At 45.5% G+C, this 19,002-nt stretch carries 14 protein-coding genes and 5 pseudogenes; 12 read left to right on the top strand and 7 right to left on the bottom strand.

Annotation, left to right across the window (positions count from 1 at the left end):
* Nucleotides 1-120: 120 nt before the first annotated feature.
* The 3 genes from JCM11216_RS16325 to JCM11216_RS04475 all read left to right on the top strand — a co-directional run bounded on the left by JCM11216_RS16325 (nt 121) and on the right by JCM11216_RS04475 (nt 4,390).
* Nucleotides 121-1,905: a substrate-binding domain-containing protein gene (locus tag JCM11216_RS16325; protein WP_243675170.1), complete on the top strand. Its 1,785-nt coding sequence runs from the start codon at nt 121-123 to the stop codon at nt 1,903-1,905.
* Nucleotides 1,889-2,932: an ABC transporter ATP-binding protein gene (locus tag JCM11216_RS04470; RefSeq protein WP_054853520.1), complete on the top strand. Its 1,044-nt coding sequence runs from the start codon at nt 1,889-1,891 to the stop codon at nt 2,930-2,932. The genes JCM11216_RS16325 and JCM11216_RS04470 overlap by 17 nt, the downstream gene beginning before the upstream one ends.
* A 114-nt stretch (nt 2,933-3,046) precedes the next feature.
* A complete protein-coding gene (locus tag JCM11216_RS04475) occupies nt 3,047-4,390 on the top strand; it encodes an NADP-dependent malic enzyme (RefSeq protein WP_054853429.1) in 1,344 nt (447 codons plus the stop codon).
* A gap of 7 nt (nt 4,391-4,397) precedes the next feature.
* Here JCM11216_RS04475 and JCM11216_RS04480 read toward each other — a convergent pair whose 3' ends face one another.
* Nucleotides 4,398-4,688: a UPF0147 family protein gene (locus JCM11216_RS04480; protein ID WP_054853430.1), complete on the bottom strand. Its 291-nt coding sequence runs from the start codon at nt 4,686-4,688 to the stop codon at nt 4,398-4,400.
* Nucleotides 4,689-4,961: 273 nt separating this feature from the next.
* Here JCM11216_RS04480 and JCM11216_RS04485 point away from each other — a divergent pair, with 273 nt between their 5' ends.
* Both JCM11216_RS04485 and JCM11216_RS04490 read left to right on the top strand, forming a co-directional pair.
* Nucleotides 4,962-5,426 carry an Lrp/AsnC family transcriptional regulator gene (locus JCM11216_RS04485; RefSeq protein WP_054853431.1) on the top strand — a complete coding sequence of 155 codons (465 nt, stop codon included), beginning with the start codon at nt 4,962-4,964 and terminating at the stop codon, nt 5,424-5,426.
* An 83-nt stretch (nt 5,427-5,509) separates the two neighbouring features.
* A pseudogene (locus JCM11216_RS04490) lies at nt 5,510-7,885 on the top strand (DNA polymerase II).
* A gap of 69 nt (nt 7,886-7,954) precedes the next feature.
* On the opposite strand, the gene JCM11216_RS16330 reads toward JCM11216_RS04490, so the two are convergent.
* Both JCM11216_RS16330 and dnaG read right to left on the bottom strand, forming a co-directional pair.
* Nucleotides 7,955-8,170, bottom strand: coding sequence for a hypothetical protein (locus JCM11216_RS16330; RefSeq protein ID WP_243675171.1), 216 nt, complete (start codon nt 8,168-8,170; stop codon nt 7,955-7,957).
* A gap of 344 nt (nt 8,171-8,514) precedes the next feature.
* Nucleotides 8,515-9,341: pseudogene (gene dnaG / locus JCM11216_RS16335) on the bottom strand (DNA primase DnaG); the annotation flags it as partial.
* A gap of 110 nt (nt 9,342-9,451) precedes the next feature.
* Here dnaG and map point away from each other — a divergent pair.
* The gene (gene map, locus JCM11216_RS04500; RefSeq protein ID WP_243675172.1) at nt 9,452-10,120 is read left to right on the top strand and encodes a type II methionyl aminopeptidase; all 669 of its coding nucleotides are present in this window, start codon (nt 9,452-9,454) and stop codon (nt 10,118-10,120) included.
* Nucleotides 10,121-10,178: 58 nt separating this feature from the next.
* A complete protein-coding gene (locus JCM11216_RS16340; RefSeq protein ID WP_243675173.1) occupies nt 10,179-10,361 on the top strand; it encodes a hypothetical protein in 183 nt (60 codons plus the stop codon).
* Nucleotides 10,362-10,364: 3 nt separating this feature from the next.
* Here JCM11216_RS16340 and uppS read toward each other — a convergent pair whose 3' ends face one another.
* Nucleotides 10,365-11,081 carry a polyprenyl diphosphate synthase gene (uppS, locus tag JCM11216_RS04505; RefSeq protein ID WP_054853432.1) on the bottom strand — a complete coding sequence of 239 codons (717 nt, stop codon included), beginning with the start codon at nt 11,079-11,081 and terminating at the stop codon, nt 10,365-10,367.
* 188 nt (nt 11,082-11,269) lie between these two features.
* Here uppS and JCM11216_RS04510 point away from each other — a divergent pair.
* A pseudogene (locus JCM11216_RS04510) lies at nt 11,270-13,135 on the top strand (threonine--tRNA ligase).
* 117 nt (nt 13,136-13,252) lie between these two features.
* Here JCM11216_RS04510 and JCM11216_RS04515 read toward each other — a convergent pair.
* Nucleotides 13,253-13,921, bottom strand: coding sequence for a DUF981 domain-containing protein (locus tag JCM11216_RS04515; RefSeq protein ID WP_054853433.1), 669 nt, complete (start codon nt 13,919-13,921; stop codon nt 13,253-13,255).
* Nucleotides 13,922-14,255: 334 nt separating this feature from the next.
* On the opposite strand from JCM11216_RS04515, the pseudogene JCM11216_RS16345 reads away from it, so the two are divergent.
* Nucleotides 14,256-14,887: pseudogene (locus tag JCM11216_RS16345) on the top strand (hypothetical protein); the annotation flags it as partial.
* A gap of 114 nt (nt 14,888-15,001) precedes the next feature.
* The gene (locus tag JCM11216_RS16350; protein WP_243675242.1) at nt 15,002-15,325 is read left to right on the top strand and encodes a hypothetical protein; all 324 of its coding nucleotides are present in this window, start codon (nt 15,002-15,004) and stop codon (nt 15,323-15,325) included.
* Between the two features lie 36 nt (nt 15,326-15,361).
* On the opposite strand, the gene JCM11216_RS16355 is transcribed toward JCM11216_RS16350, so the two are convergent.
* Complete coding sequence (locus tag JCM11216_RS16355; protein WP_243675174.1) at nt 15,362-15,559, bottom strand: hypothetical protein; 198 nt, start codon at nt 15,557-15,559, stop codon at nt 15,362-15,364.
* A gap of 73 nt (nt 15,560-15,632) precedes the next feature.
* The gene (locus JCM11216_RS16360; RefSeq protein WP_243675175.1) at nt 15,633-16,172 is read right to left on the bottom strand and encodes a protoheme IX farnesyltransferase; all 540 of its coding nucleotides are present in this window, start codon (nt 16,170-16,172) and stop codon (nt 15,633-15,635) included.
* A gap of 498 nt (nt 16,173-16,670) precedes the next feature.
* Here JCM11216_RS16360 and JCM11216_RS04530 point away from each other — a divergent pair.
* Together JCM11216_RS04530 and JCM11216_RS04535 are read left to right on the top strand one after the other, a co-directional pair.
* Nucleotides 16,671-17,940 (top strand): annotated as a pseudogene (locus JCM11216_RS04530) (ATP-binding protein).
* Nucleotides 17,941-17,997: 57 nt separating this feature from the next.
* Nucleotides 17,998-18,978, top strand: coding sequence for a hypothetical protein (locus JCM11216_RS04535; RefSeq protein ID WP_243675176.1), 981 nt, complete (start codon nt 17,998-18,000; stop codon nt 18,976-18,978).
* Nucleotides 18,979-19,002: the final 24 nt, after the last annotated feature.

The raw sequence follows: 19,002 nt of genomic DNA on the forward strand, positions 1-19,002 counted from the left end.
AACTACTACAAATGTGACCACCCCCCAGTCACTACTACGACTACCACGACATCAACCGCGCCCTTCGCAGTCGGCGCCGCCGGCACCCTGAAGTTCGCGTTTACGGATATTCTCAACATCATGCAGAGCCTTTACCCAGGCATAACCATAGCCCCAGCCATGTTCAAGGGTAGTGGTGAGATTGCCCATACAGAGGCAACTACCCAGCAATTCAGTGTTGTGGCTTCTGCGGATACAACGACAATACCCTCCGTATTATTCCCCAACTACACTAATTATGAGATAGCCTTTGGAATTACGCAAATGGTCATAATAGTCAACCTAAACACCACGGCTGGTCAGGAGGTCTATCAACTATGGCAGCAGGCCCAGTCATACCCACCAATGTCCGCTCAATATAACGAGACCTGGCAGAAGATTTGGCAGATAATAGCCCTTAACTCAAGCACCGTTGTTGGCGTTTCAAACCCATTCACAGACCCCTCCGGCTACCAGGCGCAGTGTGTCGTTAAGTTAGCTGGCTTGGCATTCTTTAACAATGCCTCATACCTATACGACGCAATATATGGAAATCCAAGTAAGTACGTGATGAGGAATACAGAGATAGACCTACTAACGCTAATGACCTCTGGGCAGGTGGACTTCATACTCTCGGCCTATGAGAGCAATGCAATACCGCAGACGCAGACGTACCATAATACCGTATTCATAACACTACCGCCATTCATAAACCTCGGCAACCTGAGCTATGTCGATTACTACCACCAGGTTAATGTCACCTGGTCTGAGGGTGGTGTCACGAAGACCTTCGCGTGCAACCCCCCCGTTGTTTATACAATAACGATACCGTTCCAGGCACCGAATAAACAAGCAGCTGAATACTTCCTACTACTGCTCTATAGCCCAATTGGTCAGAACATACTTGAGGAGAATGGTATTGTACCCATAATACCCGGTATAGTCTATGGTAATTACAGCGCTGTGCCTAATGCAATTAAACCCTTTGTTGCGCCGTTAAGCCAGTACCCGCAGTATGCATCCATATTCCCAAGCCAGGCTAAGGGAGTTAATGGCATGAATTCATTAAAAATGAACATACCCATCATCCTAATCCTACTAATCTCAATACTCATATTCTCAATTCTCATAATATACCCACTGGCCCTACTCATAGTCCTGGGCTTCCCAATGATACCGAAGGCTCTCTCCGTGGTTAGTTTTTTACAGGCGATTGAGGTGACGGTGGTCATGTCGACGTTATCGGCAATAATAGCGATAATTATGGGGGGGACGCCAATAGCCTACGTAATGGCTAGGTACGACTTTCACCTAAAGAGCATTGTGGATGCCGTGATCGATATACCAATAATGATACCCCCCCACATAATCGTTGGGATAATGGTAGTGCTAGCCTTCGCTTCCTACTACGGTCTTGGCCCGTTCCTAAAGGCTCACGGCATTAACTTCATAAATACCCTTTGGGGCGCCACGACTGCGGTCGCCTTTCTCTCATCGACATACTACATTAGGGTTGTTGAGGCATCGATTAGGATGATAAGCCCTGAAATGGAGGCTGTTGCGAGGACCCTAGGGGCTAGCCCATTAAGGGTCTTCACGTCAATCATACTCCCCCCCAGGATTTGGAGGTCAATGGCAACAGGCGCCTTATTATCGTGGGCTAGGTCAGTCTCGGAAGCCGGTGCCCTATTCATTGTTGCTTATTACGTGTTATTTGGTAAGAACCTTGTTTACCCAGCCTCGGTATACATATACGAGAGCTACGTGGGTATTGGCTTGGTTAATGCTGTGGAGTTTTCGGCAGCGCTTGTCGCGGTCATGCTCGTGATATTCATAATCTATAGGGTCCTGGTTAGCTTGGGTGGTGGTAATGCCTGGTATGGTTGAATTAAGGAGTGTAATTGTGCGGCTTAGATACTTCACCCTAGGTCCAATAAGCACGGCTTTTGAACGCGAGACGTATAACGTAATTCTTGGACCCACGGGATCAGGTAAGAGTACGTTACTTAAGACGATAGCGGGTATTTATAAGGTTAGTGAGGGTAGTGTGGTGATTGATGGCATTGACGTGTCTAGGGAACCACCAGAGACTCGTAACGTGTCCTATGTACCTCAGGGTTATGCGATTTTTGACCACATGACTGTTTACGAGAATATTGAGTATGGGCTTAGGTTCAAGGGCATTCCCAAGCCGGAGAGGCGTAGGCTTATTATGGAGATTGCCAAGGACCTGGGTATTGAGTACCTACTTAGTAGGAGAGCCGTTAACCTAAGCGGTGGTGAGCAGCAGAGGGTTGCGTTGGCTAGGGCCCTCGTTATTAAGCCAAAGGTCTTATTGCTGGATGAGCCTCTCTCAATGCTTGATAGGGAGACCAGGGATAGGATAATATTAATGCTCAGGGAGTTACCCAAGAGATATGGTATTACCGTGATTCACGTAACTCATGATTGGGATGAGGCGTACTCATTGGCTGATAGGGTGTACATTATGAATGAGGGCAAGGTAATAGAGGAGGGAGACCCTGAGCAGGTATTTAATAGGCCAAGTAATGTGTTCACGGCTAGGTTCCTTGGTTTTCAAAATGTCATTAGGGGCGTTGCAGAGAATGGTTTTGTAAGGCTTAATGGAGAGGTAGGGCTAAGTATTGATGGGAATATTAATGGTGAAGTTTATGTTTGTATTAGGCCTGAGTGGATCAAGGTTGTTGTAGATAATGATGTTGATACTAAGGGGGGGCAAAACGTGTTTGAGGGTATTGTTAATGAGGTGGTTAGAGTTAGGCTTGGTTATCAATTACTAATTTCAGTGGGTAGTGACCTAGTGATTACTGCATTGTCTGTAAAGGCCCTTAAACCTGGCGATAAGGTCCTGCTTGTGATACCTAAGGAAAATATTCATGTTATTAAGGGCTAAGTTCATTAATAATATTATACTCAACTGAATTCTTATCTTATAATTTCTATACTTGTCAGTTGCCGAATTTATCTTCAGAAATTAATATAAATCCTCAATTTTTACATTAACCCGATGAGTGAGGAATCAAGTAAATGGTTTAAGGTGGCGATTGAGGCATCAAGGAGGTATGGAGGAAAGATAATGGTATTACCCAAGGTACCAGTTAGGAAATTAGGTGATTTCTCTATATGGTATACGCCCGGTGTCGCCGCGGTTTCTAAGGAAATAAATGCAGACGTTGATAAATCCTTTGAGTATACATGGAGGTGGAATGCAATTGCAATACTGACAGACGGCAGTAGAGTTCTTGGGCTTGGCAATGTTGGTCCTGAGGCAGCAATGCCCGTCATGGAAGGCAAGTCGCTCCTCTTCAAGTACCTTGGTGGTGTCGATGCTGTACCATTACCCATTAGGGCGAGGACTCAGGATGACATTGTTAGTGTTGCAAAGGCCATAGAACCCGCCTTCGGTGGTATAAACCTTGAGGATATTGAGTCACCTAAGTGCTTCTACGTACTTGATAAATTAAGGGAGGAGCTAAAGATAGCCATCTGGCATGATGACCAACAGGGAACAGCCGGAGCAATACTGGCTGGCTTAATAAACGCCTTTAAGATTGTTGGTAAGAAGCTTGAGGACTCAACGATAGTATTTATTGGCGCTGGTGCCTCAAACATAGCGGCGGCGAGAATCTTGATTAAGTACGGGGGGGTTAAACCAGGCAATATAATTCTCGTTGATAGTAAGGGAATACTGCACCCGGAGAGGGAGGATATGGATAAGTTAATGCTCACCAATCCGTGGAAGTACGAATTGGCGATAAAGACCAACGCCGAGAGAAGGAGGGGGGGTGGTATTAAGGAGGCGCTCGTTGGCGTTGATGCGGTTGTTGCCGCCTCAGTCCAGGGGCCGGGCGTGATTAAGAAGGAGTGGATTAGGGCGATGAATAAGGACCCAATAGTCTTTGCTCTAGCGAACCCAATACCGGAGATCTGGCCTTGGGAGGCTAAGGAGGCCGGTGCTAAGGTCGTGGCGACAGGTAGGAGCGACTTCCCCCCCAATCAGGTCAATAATTCCCTGGTATTCCCAGGAGTTTTTAGGGGGGGCGCATTGGATGCTAGGGTTAGAACAATAACTGATGAGATGATTATTGCCGCCGCGCAGGAGATCGCGAATTTTGTCGGTGATAGATTAAGCGAGGATAAGATATTGCCAACAATGGAGGAGTGGGACTTCTACCCGAGGGTTGCCGCTGCTGTTGCTGTAAAGGCTGCAGAACAGGGTGTTTCCAGGAGGTCATTGACTTGGAAGGATGAGTACAATAGGGCCAAGGAGATCATAGCAAGCACCAGATTAATGATAGAGACTTTGTATGGCAAGGGACTAATAAAGAACTTATTAGAAGACCTAGCCTGAATCCGTGTCAATCCCTAATCTGTTCAAGTAATGAAATAACCTGCCAGAAAATAACCCTACTAAAAAGTGGCATGTTTGGGTCTGCCAATGCCTCCTCGAGTATGCTGATGACCGTTGAAGCCTTAAGGCCTGGGCTCATGCCCGGGTCCATTAAAACCCTAACGGCTTCGCTGGCAGCCCTCCTGATATTTCTGGGTATGCCCATGTCCTGGACAACCCTTGTTAGGTAATATAATGCTTGCTTTATTCTTTCATCCGTTTCATCCCTACTTAATCCGGGAGTTTGCTTGCTTGACATATTTCATCACCAAGAAGACCTCTTTGTTGGCAGACGTTGGTAACTGATATAAAAGCATTTTTCTTTGCTTAATTCATTGGCTAATTAACGGCGTTCATATTTTTTCAGGGTTTAAAAGTGCATGAATTATTTACGTATATATGTCCATCATGGTGATTAATTAGTCTTTAGATAGGTGCGTGAGAAAGATAATTATGTAAAGTAGTTATGTGCGATATGAACATTTTTATAACAAGCGAATGTTTTTTAAATAGGTTCAGTAATAGTTCATTGATGTCAATAACCGAGGAGATAGACCAGACTGATATTGAGATTTTAAAGATGTTGCAGGATGACTGCAGGGTAACACTCGATGAAATGGCTAATAAATTGAAGATTTCGAAATCAACTGTTTATTACAGAATTAAGAAACTCGAGAGACTCGGCATAATACTCGGCTGCCATGCCAAGCTAAGCCCTGAGAAGATGGGTAAGGATTACGTGGCTGTGATACTCGTTAAGGCCAAGTATGGCCCTGGCTATCATGAGAAGGTTGGTCAGAAGTTGGCGAGTATTGGCGGTGTGACGACAGTCTACTACATATTTGGTGAGTGGGACTTCGTGCTTCAGGTTAGGGCTAGTGGTAAGGATGAGATTCTTAGGATACTTGAGCAGATAATGAATATGGAGGAGGTTGAGAGGACCTCAACCCTTATAGTAGCCAAGGTAATTAAGGAGGACCCGAGACTACCTATATAAGTGCCTTTGCGTTTGCCTACCAGGCTGATGGTTAAACTTCATGAAGAGTAAGTTTAACATATTGCTTCTCAACCTATTAAATAATGGAATTAACATTTTGGTTATTAGACGTCACATATGGCATTGCTGGTAATACGCCGGAGTTAAGGTTATTCGGTATTGCAGATAATGGCAAAAGGGTCCTTGTTTTGGATAGGTCGTTTAGGCCGTACTTCTATGTATTACCTTCAGGTGATACTAATGCTGTGTTAAACAACGTTAAGCGTAAGTTGGAGGGTAGGGTATTGAATGTGGAGGTTGTTAAGCGCAGGTTGTTTGGTAATGAAGTTGATGCCATTAAGGTTACTGCAACAATACCTGAGAAGGTTAGGGAGCTTAGGGAACTCGCTGCCGAGGTTCCAGGCGTTGAGGATGTGCTTGAGGCTGACATTAGGTTCTCGCAGAGGTACCTGCTGGACATGGGTGTTAAGCCGAGTAATTGGGTTGTTGTTGATCAGTGTGAGGAGGTTAAGGGTAATTACCAGGTTGACCTGGTATGTCTCGCCAAGACTAGACCTAGGATGATTGAGGAGCATAAGTTACCCGGCTTTAAGGTGCTTGCCTTCGACATCGAGGTTTATAACCCAAGGGGTATGCCCAACCCTGATAGGGACCCCCCCGTAATAATAATATCGACAATGACTAAGGAGGATGGCGTTAAGATGTTTGTGGCTGATGATAATAGGAATGACGCTAAGATAATTAGGGAGTTCCTGGATTACTTCAGGAAGTATGACCCAGACATAGTGGTTGGTTATAATAATAATGGCTTTGATTGGCCTTACCTAGTCAATAGGTCTTCAAGGGTGGGTGTTAGGCTGACCCTATCTAGGATGGGTAATCCACCCGAGCCGAGTGTGTATGGTCACTGGTCAATAATAGGTAGGGCAAATGTTGACCTGTACAACTTCATTGAGGAGATTAGCGAGATAAAGGTGAAGAGCCTGGACCGAGCAGCCGAGTTCTTCGGAATAATGAGGAGGAGCGAGCGCGTCTTAATACCTGGCCACAGGATACATGAGTATTGGGATGACAAGAATAAGCGTGAATTGCTTCTTAAGTATGCCAGGGATGACGTGGTCAGTACTTACGGACTGGCGGAGAAGCTGCTTCCATTCGCAATCCAGTTGTCCTCAATATCAGGGCTTCCGCTGGATCAGGTTGGTGCGGCCAGTGTTGGTGCTAGGGTTGAGTGGATGATATTTTACGAGGCGGTCAAGAGGGGGGGTGAGTTGGCTCCTAACCGTGAGGAGAGGCCATACGAGACTTATAAGGGCGCCGTCGTGCTTGAGCCGAGGCCTGGGCTTCATGAGAACATAGCGTGATAGACTTCTCCAGTATGTACCCAAGCATAATGATGAAGTATAACGTCTCGCCAGACACACTGGTGCTTGGGGGGGATTGCGGGGGGGACTGCTACGTGGCGCCTGAGGTTAATTATAAGTTCAAGAAGTCGCCTGAGGGGGGGTTATACTCTGGCTTACTTAGGATCCTTGTTGAGGGTAGGCGTAGGGTGAGGGATTTAATGAAGAAGTACCCTGAGGACAGCCCTGAGTGGGTTCTACTTAATGAGAGACAGAGGGCGCTTAAGATCATGCTAATGCCATGTATGGGTACTGCGGTTGGTTGGGGGGGCTAGGTGGTATAGGCGTGAGGTGGCTGAGGCCGTCACCGCATGGGGGGGTAGGAACCTGCTTAAGACCGTTATTGAGAAGGCCAGGTCCCTGGGCCTACCAATAATCTACGGCGATACCGATAGCTTATTCGTTAGGAACATTAGTGATAAGGTTGATGCATTAATCAACTACATAAATAATGAGCTTGGCTTTGAGGTTAAGGTTGATAAGGTGTATAGGAGGGTTTTGTTTACTGAGGCTAAGAAGAGGTATGTTGGTTTGACAATTGATGGTGAGATAGACATTGTCGGTTTTGAGGCCGTTAGGGGGGGTGATTGGGCCGAGATTGCTAAGGGTGTTCAGGAAAGTGTCGCGGAGATAGTATTGACCACGGGTGATGTTAGTAAGGCGGTTTCTTACGTTAAGTCTGTGATTGATAAGGTTAAGGCCTATCAATTCGATATAGATGATGTAATTATTTGGAAGACGCTTGACAAGTCATTGAATGAGTACAAGGTTTTAACGCCTCATGTCGCGGCGGCTAAGCAGTTGGTAGAGGCTGGTTATAAGGTTGGTAAGGGTGACATGATTGGTTACGTGGTTGTTAAGGGCGGTGGCGCCAAGCTGGCCTATAAGGTTAAGCCGTACATACTTGTTAAGGATATTAGGGAGATTGATGTTGATTACTATGTTGAGAAGCAGATAGTCCCTGCCGCAATGAGGATACTCGAGGTTTTGGGAGTTAAGGAGTCACAGCTTATGGAGGGTAAAGCGGGTAGGTCAATCTTGGATTATTTCTCGTGAGAAAGATTGTTAGGCATTGAATTACTGAGTTAATGGAAATATGATGATTTTTAAAGTATTTCACTAGGTTTACTTGATGCTTGTTCCTACCTTACTTAGGTATTCGTCTATTGTTAGTATTAGCATGTCGGTGGGTACCTTCGTTATATTACCCACCCTAGACATTATTAATAACTTAACGCCTTTGCCTGATGCAACATCAACAAGGCGTTGTGTGCAAACTCCATCAAATATTACGGCATAGGCATTAGATAGTTGCTGTAGTGTGTCTACGAGGTCCCTCACGGGTATCCTCTTAATCTCCGTCCAGTGATCATCGTATATAATGGCCTCCAGTGTTCCCCCCCAAGTTTTCTCATCTCATCAATAACATTTGGAGGTAATTGGGGGGGTAATTCAGGACTTGGCTGTTGAGACTGAGGCGGTGATTGCTGAGGCGTTACTGGCGCTGCTGTTGGCGGTGCCGATTGCACTGGCTGTGGCTGCGGTATTATCTGTATCTTCTCAGCCTGTTGCGCTTGTTCCTGGACAGGAACTTCTATGGCCTGCGCCTGTGGTATCTCCTGCTGCGACTGCGATTGTGCCTGCCTAGCCTCCTCAATTAGCTTTCTTTCCTTCTTCTCAAGACTTGCTAAGTATTCCTCAGCAGGTACCTTATTCCTGAGGGCTTTCGTTATTTCCTTAGCCGTTAATTGCTCAACCTCCTTACCTGGTGGTGCCTTTGCTATGTAGTCAATATCCGCATACTTAAGTAACTCCTTAAGCAGCATTTCGCCACCCCCCTATCTCCATCCACGAAGGCTATAGTTGTCTTCTTCTTACTCAACTCAATAACGGTCTTTGGTATACCGCCACTCGAGCCTCCAAGGCCTATCACATTCTTGAAACCGTGCTTAACCAGGTTAAGTACGTCGGCCCTACCCTCAACGATTATTATCGTGTCGGCCCTCTCAACTTCAGGCCCTGCAGGTAGTTTCTCCGGACCGTACTCAACAACCTCGGTCTCCCTAATGTTCTCCAGGAACTTTGTAATTAACTCCTTAGTGTCGGGTAAAGCCTCATGCTCAACAAGCTTGAGGAGTTCCCTAGCTCTATCAAAGATCTTCTTCCTCTTTTCCTCCCTCAAATCCTTAATCTCGACTACTTGAACCTTCGCGTTGTAAGGCCCTACTTTATCCACGGTCTCTATCATCGCTGCAACGAGGGCGGTCTCATACCTATCGAGGTTCGACGGTATGTAGACCTTACCAACGGTCCTATCACCCTTATACTCCGTCTCAACCTCTATCCTGCCAATCCTCCCATTCATTTGAAGTTCCCTCAAATCAAGTTCATTACCCAACAGGCCCTCTGTTTGGCTGAACAATGCGCCTATTATGTCGTATTTCTCCACCGTTCCTTGAACCTCCACGTTTGCGATTATCAAATACTTAGCTACTATGGTTAAGGCTCCCATTACGACACCAAGTACTTCAAGATTAAACTAGGTTAAAATAGTTTCTCTTGGCAAAACTAATTAACTAATAGGGCAAGGTTATTTAAAGGAGACAGTTCGGCATATACCGCGTGTCCACGGAACTACTAAAAATTTATGAGAGGCTTGGTGCTATTGCCAGGGACGCCCTTAATTATGCCATGTCCATAGCAGAGCCTGGAATACCAATACTTGAACTCTGTGAAAAGGTTGAGAATAGAATTAGGCAGAGCGGTGCGAAACCTGCCTTTCCCGTTAATGTAAGTATTAACGAGGTTGCCGCCCACTACACAGCCACAATAAGCGATAAGTCCGTAATTCCAAAGGGCGCTGTGGTTAAGATAGACCTTGGCGCTCACATTGATGGTTACATAGTGGATACTGCGGTAACTGTTGCCTTCAACCCAATGTATAGCCAATTAATTAAGGCATCAATGAAGGCGCTGGAGGCTGCGCAATTAAGCATGAAGCCTGGAGCCACATTGACGTCAATTGGTGCCCAGATAGAGAGGGCCATAAGGTCCTTTGGATTCAAGCCAATTAAGAACTTAAGCGGTCATTTAATACGGAGGTACGTGCTCCATGCGGGTAAGTCAATCCCCCCCAATTACGATAATGGTGATAGGCAGAGGATAATTGAGGGTGAGGTATATGCAGTGGAGCCGTTCTCAACAAATGGCGCTGGTTATGTGGATGATGGGCCGCAAGTCACTATTTACCATCTACTTAAGAATCCAAGCCCTAGGGATCCCCCATTATGACGTACTTTCATACATAAGTAATGAAATCGGGCCATTACCATTTACACCTAGGTGGCTCGTGGCTAGGTTTGGTGAAGGTGTTGGTAACGTAATAAATGAGTTGTATATAAAGGACTACATTTACGGTTACCCAGTATTGATTGAGCATGGTAAAGGCTTAGTATCTCAGGTTGAGGATACATTCATAATAACAAGGGATGGAGCCATCCCAGTGGTCAATGTACTCTCTCTTTTAAGGTAGGAATTATCTACCGAATCTCCTCTCCCTCCTTGCATAATCATCAAGTGCCTGCTTAAGGTCCTCCTTGGTTATTTCAGGCCAATACTTATTTAGGATGTAAAGCTCTGAATATGCCGTTTCATAGAGTAGGAAGTTACTTATTCTATATTCTCCACCAGTCCTGATTATTAGGTCTGGCTCTGGATAGGGTTCATCACCAACATAGAGGTACTTAAAGAGCGTTTCCTCATTAAGGTCACTAATACTCAACTTACCACTATTATAGTCAGCAAATAGCTTCCTAACGGCGTCGATTATTTCCTGCCTACCGCCATAAACCACCGCAAGGTTTAGGTAGTGATCCGAGTAATCTGCCGTAGTCTCCTCGGTGAGTTCTATTTCCCTACGGACATCTTCAGGAAGTAACCAAGTTCTGCCGATGACCCTAACCCTGACCCTATTCCTGTGAATCCTCTCATCCCTCCTAACCTTAATCAATTTCTCCTTTAATAACCTATACAGCAGGTCCAACTCTAACTTAGACCTTCTGAGGAAGTTCTCTGTGGATAGTACATATACAGTGACAATCTTTATACCAAAATCCAGCGACCAATTTAGAAACTCCTCAACCTTGTCTGACCCAATTCTATACGCCTCAGTTATTGGCAAGCCAACCCTCCTGGCCCACCTCCTATTCCCATCAGGTATAACGCCTATATGCATTGGTACTACGCCTTGCATTATTTGTATCCATGAAAAACACATCACCTTTTAAAGTTATGCATACATATTTTATAAGGCCCCATCGTTAGGTTTAAATCGAGTAAATTAATTGAGGCAATTATTTAAGTCCTAGGTAATAGAGAATGCGCCTCAGCTGTACTAATGCACCTAAATAAATTAATATTAGTTATTTATGCCGTAGATTGATGAGATTATTATTCATACATGCAGAGGACTTCTCATACCAGGTTAGGGATAAGGCCGTTGAAAACCCAGAACCATTAACACCGGAACTTGAGAGAGGCTCCGCGAAGAATGCGCTTGTGGTGTTTATGAGCGTTGAGGAGAACGATACCGATGATCCTAATTACGTGGATTACGTGGCTGATGAGATACTGGACGTACTTAATAAGGTCAAGGCCTCGCAAGTAGTTCTCTACCCATACGCGCACCTAAGCCCCAACCTAGCCAAGCCGAGCAAGGCATTGGGTGTGTTGCTTGCGGTTTACAATAAGTTGAGGGAGAAGTCGCCGGTCCCTGTGTCAAGGGCGCCCTTTGGTTACTACAAGGCATTTGACATTAAGTGCTATGGGCATCCCCTATCGGAATTAAGCAAGTCCCTTAGTCCAAACATAGCCAGTGCCCAGGCGGTGCAGCAGGTAGTCAGTAGGGACTATTACGTAGTGTTAACGCCGAATGGTGAGGAGTATGATGCAACGAAGTATTCATTTAAGCCGGGTGAGGATGACCTAAAGGCATTGGTTGAGAAGGAGGTTCTGAAGAGGGAGCTTGAGGGTGGTAAGGAGCCCAGGTACATTGATTACTGCCGTAAGTTCGGCTTTGAATGGGAGCCCATGAGTGACGTGGGCCACATGAGGTATGGACCAGCGGCCACGCTGATGATGGAGCTCGTTGAGGATTACGCATGGAGGCTAGCCAATGAGCTTGGCATACCCGTGTTTAAGATTAGGGGGCACCAACATGTTTAGGCGCGGCGAGAGGGCAATTGATGAACATGCCAGGTTATTCAACGAGAGGATGTACACAATCGAGGGTGATAAGGACGAGATAATAATGAGGTACGCCGCCTGCTTCCAGCAATTCGCAATGATTAGGGATTGGGTGCTGAGCTATAGGGATATACCAATTGGCATGCTCGAGGTTGCCGATAGTTATAGGTATGAGCAACCTGGCGAGACAGTACTATGCTTTAGGCTCAGGAGGTTCTATATGCCGGACCTTCACATATTCACGAGGGACCTCAAGAACGCCATGGAGGTTGCCCTGAAGCTTCATGAAATAATATTTAGGGAGATTAGGAAGTTGGGTAGGGATTACGTGAGCCTGTACAACGTAACTAAGCAGTTCTATGATGAGCATAGGGATTACCTAATCGAGTTAGCTAGGCGTGAGGGTAAGCCGATACTCGTCAGGATAATGCCGGAACAGAAGTATTACTGGGTCCTCAATGTTGAGTTCCACATAGTTGATGAGTTGAGGAGGCCGAGGGAGATAGCCACGTTCCAATTCGATGTTGGTAATGCCCAGAGGTTTGGTATTAAGTATAGGGATGAGAATGGGGGAGGTTAGGTACCCAGTGATTATACATACGGCGATAATAGGTAGCGTTGAGAGATACATATATGCGCTCCTCGACACTGCGGCAATCGCTGAGTCCAGGGGGTGAGGTTCCGAGGCTACCAACATGGGTATCGCCAATACAGGTTAGGGTGATACCAATTAGTAAGGAGCACCTAACCTTCGCAAATGACATTGCCTCGAAACTTGAGGATAGGATGATTAGGGTTGACATTGATGATAGGTTTGACGAGACACTGTCAAAGAGGGTCAGGGATGCAGAGACCTTCTGGGTGCCCTTCATCGTGGTGGTTGGTGATAGGGAGGTTAAGACCGGTAAACTGAGCGTCAGGATTAGAGGTGCTCAGAAGCCCGTTGATATGAGCGTTGACGAACTCATCAGCAGGATTGAGGAGGAGATCAAGGGCTATCCAAGGAGACCACTTACAATGCCTAAGTACCTAAGCATGAGACCTGCAAGCGTAATAACCTAGTCTCAGTACTCTTCCCAATCATCACTCATCAGGCAGCAGCCCTTATCCTCACCAACTTAAACGGTTATAGGGAGGAAAATTAAACTTTTAATTTTAAAATGGGATCGTTATTAATCATCAGCCTGACACGCCGTACCAGGGAACCCACTTAGACCAAATTAGCGTGTGTTCAAACGTGGCGCTTATGCCTATGAAGAATGCCAGGATGCCGGATAGTATTAGTAAGACCATGACAAGGACACCCACGTACTTACCCGCATTATTCCTAGGCAGCATGGCGCCTGGACTAATGAGCATGGCAAGCCCAAGCAGTATGTACATGGCACTCGCGAATAAAGGCTCCGTGGTTAACCCATGTACCAGTATATCAACACCATAAACAATAACCGGTATGCTAAACAATGCTATGGGTAACGCCAGGTACCTCAAGTCCGCACCTACGTACATGGCTAAGCCAAGCATTAATGTTACTAAGCCAAATATTGGCCAAGCGTCAGAAAAGACCAGGTTGTACGAACTTGGAAGAGGCCAAGTCATTGTAGCCCAAAGACCGGTGATTAGTGCGTAGATTCCAACACTTATGAAAAAGATGCTTAAGCACTTATTTATATTAATACAGGCAGTAACCCCCCCCTGAATTCTTTCCACAGTTTCTGCCCTAGATCCATCAGCGGCTATTCTAGGTCTCCTAATGAAGTTCATGAAGACGCCATACGCTGCGGTTATTAGTGTTATTCCAAGTATCATTAGCCAGATGTCCAGTGGATCCATAAAGAGACCTGCCATTCTCAATCACCAATCTCATTCACTTGATTACAATATATAAACCAACATATGGATGCATTTAATGCACTTATTTTTACACTTAAAAATTCATTATTTATTATTACATTAATTAGCATGTAAATAAATATTAATAATTATAAAAGCATTCAAATGAATTCTTCACTCAGCACTCCTTATTTAACAGCAAATTTATTTAATTTTCCAGGATTATTAAATATAGGCAATGGTTAGATTTAGCGAATTACCGCCTGAATTCTGGAGAGAATTTAGGCTTTGGCGTAGTGTGGGTAATGAGCTTAATGGCTTGTCACCGCCTGGGAACTTCGTTGGTTCTATGAATTATCCCCACATTAATGTTGGCGCATTAATCAATGATGGTAGTATTGATGCATCAATACTTGACAACCCAGAGGAGTGGTTTAGGCATGGTTTCGCACAGTGGGATATTGTTAAGCTTAGGTCTAGGATAGTACTTAGTAGGATTAAGGTCTCGGTTAGGTCATTCAATAATTCCATAGTTGATAAGATTCAGGAGTTAAGCATTGGGCGTAACCCAGTTGATGTTGAGGTTAGGTTGAGGAGGTTAGTGCTTAGGGCGTTGGCTGATGATTACCACGCGCCGCTTGGTAATGTTGGTGAGTTAAGGGATTTGAGAATAACGTCTAATGTTAGCGCCGAGAGAATTGTTGAGAGGTTGGTAAATGATTATGATGTGGATGCTAGGACGCAGTCGTTGAATTATACCGTGGTTCAATACCTGTGTCCCGCATACAGCGTATCTTTGCAGTTGGGTTGTTGGGTGATAGGAGGTTTAGGAGGTTGGTTCCAACCAGGTGGTCTATAACGGCGGTTGACTCAATAATTGGTGGTCACCTTAGGGATAAGGTTATTGAGTATGACGAGGTTGGGCAGGTGGAGGTTCACGAGATGGAGTACATGGGGGGGAATAGGTACTTTGTAATGCTTATGCCAGGTCCCTGGAGGTATGAACTCATTGAGTTGAAGATGCCCGGCTCGGTATGGAATAGGGGGGGCGGTAGCTCGCCCAGGGTATTCGTAGACTACGAGAGGACGAGAGGCATGAAGGGGGGGTATGCAGAGAGTACGGGTGGTGCGTTTTATGCAATTAGGCTTGGTGTCCTTGAGTACCTCAATAGGGTTGGTAGGCAGGCATCGGCGATAGCGATTAGGGAGGTAACGCCGGAATATAAGGTTCCCGTCGGCATTTGGCAGGCGAGGGAGGCTGTTAGGAATGGCATGGGGGTTAATGTGAGGAGGTTTTCGGACGTTAATGAGGCGATTAATTACGTGAACGCTTCATTGCTAACGGGGGGGAGTCTATGGCTTAATTACAGTCGACTGATTAGGGAATTTAGAAGTGACTTGGTTAAATTCCTCATTTAATGAGTGATAGTGCCATACCGATTATTAGGAAGACAGTCAGTACGGGCGAGCTCGCTTGAACATTTGCCAGAACACCTCTCTGCTGGGTTTAATTATGGCCTTAACGCTGTAGTAACTACTCCAGGCTGCCGTAATGAGTAGTATCACTAATCCAATGAGGTTCTTGAGTATGAGTATGTAGAGGAATAGCATGTATATATTCGAGAATACATTAAGTAGTGCCACCATGATCATGCCCTTTCCTCACTCATCTCGAGAGGCAGCATCTTAATGCAGGTTCTTGAGTAGTCATCCTTGGCCCTAATCACTAGACTCCATATGTGCGCGGGTATCCATAGGTATATGGCCATGGATAGTAGGAAGCTTCAAGGTCCAGGGGGGGCCTCGCTATAGTCCACCCGGCCAGTAGAGCCGCATTACCAGCCACACCGCCAATTAGGATATTACTCCAGCTCCTGCACTTCAGGAGTACCGTATAGATTATTGCGTAGAGGAACCAGCCAAGCACTACGAAGATTGTGGGCCACAGGCCAAGCCACACGTATGATAGGGTGAAGCCAAGGATTGATAGGACCAGGGACTCAACTAATGCATTGCCTGGGCTCACCCGACCTGCGGGTATCGGCCTATTCCTAGTCCTACCCATTTTAGCATCAATATCCCTCTCATAGTACATGTTGAACACAGCAGAACCACCCGTGCTTAATAACCCAACAATGGTCAATTCACCTATGTAGGTTACGCTTACGCTCGGCGCCGCCGCGAATATGTACCCAGCTATCGCGGCGAGTACAAGTAGCCAAATGACTCTGGGCTTCATTAATACTACGTAGTCTTTAATCGCCACATTTGGCAATGATTAATTATTACATTAAAAACTTTATTTCAAAATCCATGCTAAAGTAATTAAGGAATAACATGTTCAATTAATTTAACACAGACTTCGCCACTCCTTATTTTATTTAATAACAATAAAGCCTAGACAGTGCCCATTAGTAATGTGAGGATTGGTGTCGTAATTAAGGCACAAAGTCCCAGGGCTTTTTGGTTTAGGGTATTTGATAATGTTGAGGATAGGATAAACGTTGGCACATTCGTAACCCTGGATAATTACGAAAGTAGGGCCAATGGCCCAATACTCGCAAGGGTGACCAGGGTCATTAGGCATAATTACCTAGTGGATGATAGGGTCATCGCCCAGTTAGGTAGTGAGGACGTTATAAACACCTTCAGGGACTACGGAATAGACATTCAATACATCGCACAATCAACCCTGGCCAGGGCATCGGTAATTGGTTATAGAGTTGGCACACGGTTCTCCAAGCCACTGAAGCCTCCAAAGCCCATGGACTTCGTATACCTACCAACAGAGAGCGAGTTAGGTAGGTTGCTTAGGCCTGATAATGATGGTGTTAGGCTGGTCATTGGTAGTGTTAGGTCATTGTCGATACCCGCCGAGCTGGATGCCAATAAATTAGTGTCACATCACTGCGCGATATTAGCCGCCACGGGTGGTGGTAAATCCTGGCTTGCCGGTGTTATTATTGAGGAATTGGCATTAAGGGTGGAAGTACCGATAATAATCATTGACCCACACGGTGAGTACTCGGCGATGCAGGTTCCCAAGTCCTTAAGTGATGATGCTAAGTACGTGGCCAGCCTTGTCAGGGTATACGTGCCGGGTAAGGTAGATACCGCAAGCCTTGATGACTATTTCAGGGCTAGGTTTGGCGTTGAGAGGAGGTATGTGAGGTTTGGTATTAATCCGAGGTCACTATCACTAAGGCTCATGGAGGGGGTTACTAGACCACTATTATGGACTCACCGATGCCCAAAGGAGGATTCTTGAGGAGGCTTGGCAATACATGGGGGGGGTTGATAATGAATTAACGAGTATTGATGAATTTTTGAGTGATTTAGAGAAGAGTGGTAGTAAGGTTGTTAGAGGTTATGGTAATGAGCTGGCTCTATCTACATTACTGACCAAGGTTAAGATGCTCGTGGAGAATAGGCCATTCTTCATAACAAGGCCAGGCGAATTCTATGGCAATGAACCAATAAGGCTCCTGGACATTAAGGACCTAATGGAGTATGGAATCCACGTATTAGACCTCAGTGGTTTGGACCTGATAGATCAACAAGCCCTCGTAGCCCTAATCCTGAATAACATATTTAGGTTATCAATAATGAGGAGGGATAAGCCTATCTTCATAGTTGTTGAAGAGGCTCACAACTATGCACCATCAGTTGGCTCATCACTAAGCACGTCAACACTAATAAAGATAGCTAGGGAGGGCCGTAAATTCGGCGTTGGACTATGCATAATTAGTCAAAGGCCATCTAAGGTGCACCCCCCCGACGTATTAAGCCAGTGCTTGACTCAGGTCTTTAAGAGGATAATAAATCCAGTTGATCTTAAGTATGTTAGAAATATCGTGGAGTTCGTCTCTGATGAGGATCTCTGGGAAGTTAGGGTGCTCAATGAGGATGATGCCTTGGTGACGGGGCTGGCCGTACCAATGCCATTACCCGTTAAGGTTAGGGATAGGTTAACGGAACACGGAGGTGTGACGCCATCGCTCACACCGAGGGGGGGTAATATTACTAAGGTGTAATTTAAGTATAATTTGAGTATAATAGGGTCAGGTAAAACTTTTATTGTACTCCCGTGAATGGCCACTGTGCGTATAATCCTTGGCACGCCGGTGAACTCGAGACCCAAGCCCTGGCTTTATTTCCGTGTACCAGCCATAATGGTTAATGCATTTGATATTATGAGAAGTAGAGGTAGTAGGAGAGAGCACGTTATAAAGAATGTACTACAGTATGACGGTGAGGTTTGGATGGATAGTGGTGGTTTTCAATTCCTAAGGCATGGTAAGGTACCCAACATTGAGGACTTAGCCAAAGTTTATAGTCAGTACTGGGATATTAGATATTTCCTTAACCTTGACTATCCGCCAAGCCCCCCCACCGATGATGAACACGATCTAGAGACTAAACTGAGAAAGTCACTTAACAATTATGAGTATTTAATTAGGAGGTTCGATAATGTACTACCGGTGATTCATTATCACTGGAGGACCGAGGTCATCACTAAGTATATAATTAAGTACCTGGACTACAACCCCAAGTGCATTGCAATAGGTGGCTTAGTACCATACGTACTAATCAGCAAGGGTGTGCCTAAGGACTCAAGGAGGTCGGCAATTAAGTTCCTACTCAGAACCAAGCAGGAAACTGGTATGTGCATTCACGTACTTGGGCTCGGCTCTCCCGTAATAAATCCAATACTCAAGTTCATAAACATCGATAGCACAGACACAAGTACCTGGAGGGTTAAGGCAGCCTATGGAAAGGTCGTCATGCCTGGTGGCGGTGAGAGACACGTCAGTGGTAGATCCATTAACTTCGGGGGGGGTAAGGAGGCAAGCCGTGACGATCTAGTGAGACTTTATGCATTCCTGAGGGATACTGGCTTTCCCGTGATTGATAGGTTTAATGATATTATGACTAGTTTTGAGTATAGGGCGCTGGTCAATGCGTGGGTCGTGCTTAATAGCTTTGAGGAGCCAAGTACTGGCGTGTTTAGGGCCATATACGATGAATTAACAAGAGAGGTTAGTGCTAAGATAACTGAGGAGGCACGCTAGGGATTATATTTATTAATGCGGGTC

The organism is Vulcanisaeta distributa JCM 11216 (assembly GCF_001315985.1).
GTDB lineage: Archaea > Thermoproteota > Thermoprotei > Thermoproteales > Thermocladiaceae > Vulcanisaeta > Vulcanisaeta distributa_E.